The organism is Ideonella sp. (genome assembly GCF_041287625.1).
Classification (GTDB): Bacteria; Pseudomonadota; Gammaproteobacteria; order Burkholderiales; family Burkholderiaceae_C; genus Ideonella.
Genome location: NZ_JBGGNH010000055.1, coordinates 35,834 through 42,526, shown reverse-complemented (window position 1 = coordinate 42,526; position 6,693 = coordinate 35,834). Strand labels below are relative to the sequence as shown.

Here is a 6,693-nt window from a genome sequence, read left to right as displayed (position 1 = left end):
CTTCCCATCCCGAACAGGACAGTGAAACGCCTCTGCGCCGATGATAGTGCGGATTCCCGTGTGAAAGTAGGACATCGTCAGGCTACTAATACCAGAGTAAAACGCCCGGTCTTTGCCGGGCGTTTTTGTCTCTGAAGAATGAACCCTCGTTACTTGGTATCGAGGGTTTTTTGCTTTCTGGGCGATCAATTGGCAATGAGCGTCACGTTCATTGCGTGAGGTGATCTGCTGCAAATTGACAAGCGAGATTTGGATTCCCCGGCAGGGAATGGGTTGATCGGCCAGGTCTGTTCGTTTGAATGCGGCCCGCGAGCTTGGCCAGCGCAGCGACGATTGCCGCTGGTGTCGCCGTTCGACTGTCCAGCCAGATGCCTGTGTTCGTTCTGGCCAATCTTTCTCCGTTGTCATGCTGATCGTAGGCGGAAGCGAGCACCAACTGCTGGGTGCCTGAGGCCAACCCTTGAGCGCAGCTGCCGATGCCACCGTGGTGGATCCAGGCGGCGGCGCGCGGAAGCAAGTGCATGAGGCTGACCGGAGCGGAGACGAACACTTGGTTGCTGTTGAGCGCGTGAGCTTCCGACGAGGATGCGTCGGTCGCCTGGATCAGCACGGCGCGATGCCCGAGTTGCTCGGCCGCCTGGAGCGCCTGCACTCCCCGATGCGCGGTACTTCCGGCAGAGCCACCGAAAATCACGATGGGTTTCGGCCCGGCGTCCAGGAAATTGGACAGGATGGTCGGAAGAGGACGGTCTTCGGCCTCGAACAGCGGAAATCCACTGTTGACCACGCCGCGCCGCGCCCAGCGTTCGGGCACCTTGGCGAAACAGGTGTCGTACAGCGCCAAGCCGCCGTTGGGTGAATGAACCCAGTCGCCGAAGATGCTGCCCGGCAACGGCCTAGCGCCAAGCGATGCCTGCCAACGAGTCAAAACGGGTCGAGCCATTGGTTCCAGTTTCCAGCGGTCAACGCCGCGCCACAGCGCATGGCGCAATGTGGAAGGGACCAGCGTGGGCACTTTCCATGTGCCAATGAACATCGGGTCTTCGACGTTGCGCAAAGCGCTGGGGGCTGTGTAGCCGGTCCACAGATGCATCGGCAAGATGTCCTGCCCAAGGCGGGCACCCACCGCCAGCGGCGAGGCCAGCACGCGCAGCGGATTGGCTCCGTCGGTCGCCAGCGCCTTCAAAGCCTCCACCGTCGGACCGATGGCGGGCACACACAGATGCCGCCATAGCACCCCAAAGCCCGCGATCGGTTGCCACAGCCGTGGATGATTCAGCGTCTTGTTGTGCGTCCTTTCGTCGACGACGGCGGTGAACTGTAGGCCCGCGGCGCGCGCGGCGGGCTCGTATGGGGCCTGGCTCAGCAGATGCACTTCGTGGCCGCGCTCGGCCAATGTGCGGCCAATGGCGAGATACGGATGCAGATCGCCGGCGCTGCCCAGCGTGACCATCGCAAAGCGAAGGGGATGCGAAGGCATCAGCGTGCGGGGGGGCCGAAGCGCTGCAGGTCGCGAAAGCCCGGCACTGCGGGTACCGCCTCAAACCGCCGATCCAGCGTGGACCCGCCTGCGGTGATCGCAAAGAAATCGTAGTCGCCGACCCGCTCGCTGGCCATCAGGTACTGGAAATGGCAGCGGTACTTGTCGCCCTTGACCTCGCGGTAGGTGGCCGGGTTGAACAGTTGCGCAAAACGCGGTGACACGCACTTGGCGCCGCCCAAGTCGCCGGCGGGCGCATTGGTGAGGCCGTCGAGACAAACGCCGCTCGGGTCGTGCAGTGCAAAACAGCAGCCGTCCGGCGGTGCGGTAACGTCCAGCCAGAAGAGTTCGGGGGCGCGCCTCAGCGTGTTGAGTTCCGCCCTGAATGCCGTTGCTTCCGGCTGATAGCTCAACACGGGCATGCATTGCCCGAGCGTCAACAGACTGAGGCGACTCGGGGACGGAAGTCCAGCCGCTTTGGCCATGCGCAATGCGCGGGCGACCGCGCTGACGGCCAGCATCGCGCCCGAGCTGTGCCCGACGACCAGCACCTCGTCCAACTCTGGCTGACAGCGCAACTGGTGCAGCCGACCTGCGAATTCATCCAGGCGGACTTCCAGATCAGGCGTCTCGCCTCGGGCTTGTTGAAGAATCACCGTGGCGCTGCGCATCAGCCAAGCCATTTGCGTGCGCGCTTGCAGCCAGCGGGCGGCAAAGGCCAAGGCGGGCAGGCCCAGCACCAACACGGCGAGCGCAGGCCACCCGCTGGCGCTCGCGGCCTGTGCGCCCAGGGCAGCGGCGAACAGCAGGCCCAACATGATGACCACGCCCAGCACGGTCAACGCCGGCGCGCTGATGGCCAAAAACGCCGGCCAACTCGTCTGCAGCATGCGCCACAGCGAACCGTTGGCCAGCATTCGCCAGGTGGTCTGCAGCGTCATGCCGATCAGCCTGGCCTGGCCTTTGGGCCAATGCTGGCGCACGAAGTCGTCCCAGCGCAGGAATTCGTAGTCTGTTTCGCAGACCTCGCCGTTCGGGCCCTGCCAGGACAGCGCCCAGGTCGCCGCAAGTGCACCCGCGCGCTGGCGTGGTCCAACGCTCAAGGTATAGCCGCTGACCGCAGCCTGCTTGGCGGCTTCGCGCTGGTACATCGCGTGGTAATGCGCCGGGCCCTGCGGATCGAAGCCGCCCAGGTACAGCACATGCCGGCGGCGCACCGGCTTGTGGGTTTCGGCATTGGACACAGCCGGCATGGTGCGCGTGCGTTGCCTCAGAAGATCGTCTGCTTGTGCAGGCCCTTGGCCAGCATCAGGTCGACGACGGGCTGCTCGCGCTTGTTGGCGCGCTGGCAGTGGCCGCGTTGGAAACTGTCGGTGACCCAGATCACCAGCCGCGCCCAGCGGCGCTCGCGCATGCGCCAGGCATGCGAGGAGACCGATTCCCAGGCGTAGCCATTGAACAGCGTGGCGTTGACGAAGTGGTCCAGCGCGCGCACGCCGGCGCGGCCACGCTCGGTGCGGCCGAAAAAGCCGACCCACACCAGCAGCAGGTAGCCGGACACCGCCAGCGGCACGATGGCCGTCATCAACACAAAACCCGCCAGCCGCTCCTTCATGCCCTCATCCTGCCTGCCACCGATGGACCTTCAACCGGATGCCATTGTCGGCCCGGATCGTCAGCCGGCCCACGGGCTGGGGTACATGGCCTGGCACCGGCTCGAAACGGAATTCGCGCGCCAGCATGGCCAGGATCAGCGAGGCTTCCTGCAGCGCAAACGCCGTGCCGATGCAGACCCGCGGCCCCATGCCAAACGGCAAATAAGCCCTGCGCAAGGACTCGCGGGCATGCGGACAGCCCGCGGCGGCTTCCGCATCCGAAGCCTCCCGCTCGTAGCGGTCTGGATCAAAGTCGTCCGGCGCCGCCCACAGCTCACGGTGGCGCTGGATCAGCCATGGCGAGATGACCACCGAAGCGCCGGGCCTGACCTGCTTGTCGCGCATCGTGCAGCCGACCGCCGCCTGGCGCGCAAAGAAGCCGACCGGCGGGAACAGCCGCAGCGTTTCGCGGAACACATTGCGCACCAGCACCATGTCCTTGACGCGGCTTGCCGCCTCGTCGTGGTCCAGCGCCTCCACGCCCACCAGACCGGCCACAGCCTCGTCGTGCATGCGCTGCTGCACGTCCGGCGCATGCGCCAGCAGGTGCAGCGACCAGGACAGCGCGCTGGCCGAAGTCTCGTGGCCGGCCAGGAACAGCATTGCGACCTGGTTCACCAGCTCGTCGAAGCCGAAACCTTCGCCAGTCTTCGCGTCGCGCACGCGCAGCAGCGTCGCGAGGATGTCGTCATCGGGCAGCGCCGCCGCGTCATCGCCCGCCTTCAGCGCACGTTGGTAGTCCTCGTGGCGTGGCTGGATCATGCCGACCAGCAGTGAGCGGATCTCGGCCGCGGCGCGTTCGCTCTGGCGCTGAAGCCACCAGGGGCGCAGCCAGCGCAAGCCGAAAAACGCCGGCATCATCAGCTTCGGTGCCAGGGCCTGGTAACGCTCGAAAGCCTCGAACACCCGGTGGGCGCTGTCACCGTCCAGCGGCTGCGAAAGAATCGTGCGCAGGATGATGTCCGCCGCGACGTGCGTCATCTCCACTTCCAGGTCGTGTTCGCTGCCGGCCGGTACCTGGCGCAGGCGTTGCACCATCGCATCGGCCGCGTCGCGCATGCGGCCGAACACCCGCTTGACCCGCGCCGCCTCGAAAGACGGGTTCATCAGCTCGCGCTGCCGCTGCCAGACGGCGCCGTTGGTCGTGAAGATGCTGTCGCCCAGCAGCGGGCGCAGCGCATCGCCCAGCATCTCGTGCTTGGGGAAATTAGCGGCCTGCTCGACCATCACCTGGCGCACCAGCGGCGGCTCGTTGACCATGTAAAGGTCCACGCCGGGCAGGTGGATTTCGCCCATCTTCATGCGGTAGCTGCGGTCATACAGCCCGTCCAGCCAGGAGCGGCGCTTGTGGAAAAACAGCTGCCACGGCCCCGGTTTGCGAGGCGCGGGTGGTGGGTAGTGCGGGCGGAAATGGGTCATCAAATTCAGCGGAATCAGGGGGCGCGTGGCTTGGCCAGAGCGGCTTGCCGGTCGGCCAGCGTCAGGGGCCCGGCGGTCAGCGTCACCGGATCGTAGCCGCCCGGCCGTTCCGGTGCGTGCAGGTAGTGCATGTGCATGCGGTGGCGGTCGCGGCGGAGCTGCGCGTAGGCTTCGGGCGACATCTGCTGGTGAAACCGTGGCGAACGGGCTTCAAGGCGGGCGGCCGCATCCTTGCCGTCCATCCACGGCGGAACCTGCGCCATCGCTGCCCAGTCCGCTGGCGCGGTGAAGTCCCACCACACCAGCGGCGCATGCGTGCGCAACCGAGCCAGCTCCGCGCGGAATTTTTCGGCCGGCAGTTGCCAGACCATCAGCGGCGTGCAGTGGCCCAGCGTCAGTAGCGCGATCCGCGGCCCGTCGGCAGCCCCCAATTCAGGTGCCTTTTGGATCGCACGCGCCAGCACGCTGACCGCCATGATCGCGCCCACGCTGTGGCCCACCACCAGAACCTCGCGCGCGCCGCCTTGCCGCGCCTGCTGCACCAGCTCGTCGGCCAGTGCGTCCAGCCGCGCATCCATTGCCGGCACACGGCCTTCGGCGAAAGCGTTGACGAAGGCGTACAGGCGCAGCAGCCACTCGCCGTCCAGGCGTTTCTCCAGCGTGCGCCACAGCGGCAGCCAGGCCGCCACGCCCAGCACCGAGGCCAGCCAGGCCGGCAGCGGCGTCAACCACGCCAGCAACGACATCACCAGCGTGACGGCCAGCGCCGTGCCGCTGGCCACGTACAGTGGCATCTGCGCCAGCTGCCGCATGTTGGGCGCATGGCGGCGCACGCGCGTCAACACACCGTGCAGCTGTGCGCGCACATGCAGCTGGTACAGGTCTTTCACCGCCTGGCGCAGGTGGCGCGGCCAGTGTTGCAGCACGATGTCGTCCCAGCGCATCACCGCGTAGCGGGTCAGCAGTGTTTCGCCATTGGGCGCAAGCCAGTTCACGTTCCATTCATCGCGAATCGCCGAGGCTTCCTGGCGCGGTCCGACCTTCACCTGCTCGCCGGCTTCGGGCTGGCGACCGCGCACCGCTGCCCGGTACAGGCGGTGGTAGTGCCGCGGGGTGCGCGGATCGAAGCCGCCGAAGAAAAAGACTTGCCGGTGCAAGGACATGACGCCATTGTCGGCGACCACGCGAACCGTCTCAGGCCGACGGAGCAGCGGGCAAGCGCAGGCGTTCGTTGACCTGCGTCAACAGCCCGTCATCCAGCAGGCCCTGCAGCAGCGCGTGGGCCCATGCCGCTGCGCCGCCGGGCGTGCCGCTGCGCGTGGCCATCGCGGCAAACAGCGGCGTGCGCTGCAGCCAGACGGTCAGCCCGGCGCGCTCGCGTTCGCGCATCTCCATCATGTGGAACATCACCAGCGCACGCGCGGCATGGCGCAGGTGGCGCGCCGGTTCGGCGGCAAAGGCCTTGAGCCGCGCGCGGCTGGCGGCCAGTGCGGCCGGCAGGTCCTCGAATGCGGCACCGTGGCCGGGAATGACGCGTCGCGGCGCCAGGCGTTCAATCAAAGCCAGCGTCTGCGCAGCCGGCTCGAAGCCCGGCTGGTCTTCCAGCTCGGGAAAGATGATGGCCAGGCGGTCCTCCCACAGCGCGTCGCCCGAGATCAGCGTGCGCGTCTGCGGCTCGAACAGCATCAGCGCATCCGGGTCATGCCCCGGTGCCGCATGCACCTGCCACTCGGCCGGGCCGAGGCGGACCGTGTCGCCGTCCCGCAGCACGCCGTCGACCCGGAAGCGCTCGCAGTACTGGCCCGTGGGCCGGTAGCTGAGCCGGCTTTCGTCCCACTGCGACACCGCTTCGAACGAGGCCGCGGGGATCAGCGTCTGCAGCTCACTGCGCGCCTGCAGCGCGCGATTGCCGCCGCAGTGGTCCGAGTGCAGATGGGTGTTGACGATGCGGCCCAGCGGTGCGCCGGCGAGTGCGCGGTCCACCAGGGCCAGCGTCAGGTCCGCATGGCGGGCGTAGCCGGTGTCGACCACGGTGGCCGGTGCCGGCCCGTGGGCCGCGAACACGATGTGGTTGGCCGACAGCCAGTCGCGCTGCAGCAGCTGCAGTCCCAGCGCCTGTTGCCAAGCCACGGCCGGTGC

6 protein-coding genes are annotated in these 6,693 nt (G+C 67.2%); all 6 read right to left on the bottom strand.

The genetic code is table 11. The annotated features are described in order from the left end of the window. Nucleotides 1-208 precede the first annotated feature (208 nt). From ACAH41_RS20420 to ACAH41_RS20395, 6 genes are read right to left on the bottom strand one after another with little or no spacing between them, the layout of a single operon-like run. Nucleotides 209-1,480 (bottom strand): glycosyltransferase, encoded by a 1,272-nt coding sequence (locus tag ACAH41_RS20420; protein ID WP_370538443.1) that lies wholly within the window; start codon nt 1,478-1,480, stop codon nt 209-211. Continuing rightward, a complete protein-coding gene (locus tag ACAH41_RS20415; RefSeq protein WP_325653191.1) occupies nt 1,480-2,733 on the bottom strand; it encodes a hypothetical protein in 1,254 nt (417 codons plus the stop codon). Before ACAH41_RS20415 ends, ACAH41_RS20420 begins: the two co-directional genes overlap by 1 nt. Before the next feature lie 17 nt (nt 2,734-2,750). Continuing rightward, on the bottom strand, nt 2,751-3,095 hold the full coding sequence (locus ACAH41_RS20410) for a hypothetical protein (protein WP_325653190.1): 345 nt from the start codon (nt 3,093-3,095) through the stop codon (nt 2,751-2,753). A gap of 4 nt (nt 3,096-3,099) precedes the next feature. Next, nucleotides 3,100-4,554, bottom strand: coding sequence for a cytochrome P450 (locus tag ACAH41_RS20405; protein ID WP_325653188.1), 1,455 nt, complete (start codon nt 4,552-4,554; stop codon nt 3,100-3,102). A gap of 14 nt (nt 4,555-4,568) precedes the next feature. Then, on the bottom strand, nt 4,569-5,717 hold the full coding sequence (locus tag ACAH41_RS20400) for a hypothetical protein (RefSeq protein WP_325653187.1): 1,149 nt from the start codon (nt 5,715-5,717) through the stop codon (nt 4,569-4,571). 31 nt (nt 5,718-5,748) lie between these two features. After that, a complete protein-coding gene (locus ACAH41_RS20395) occupies nt 5,749-6,684 on the bottom strand; it encodes an MBL fold metallo-hydrolase (protein WP_325653185.1) in 936 nt (311 codons plus the stop codon). Nucleotides 6,685-6,693: the final 9 nt, after the last annotated feature.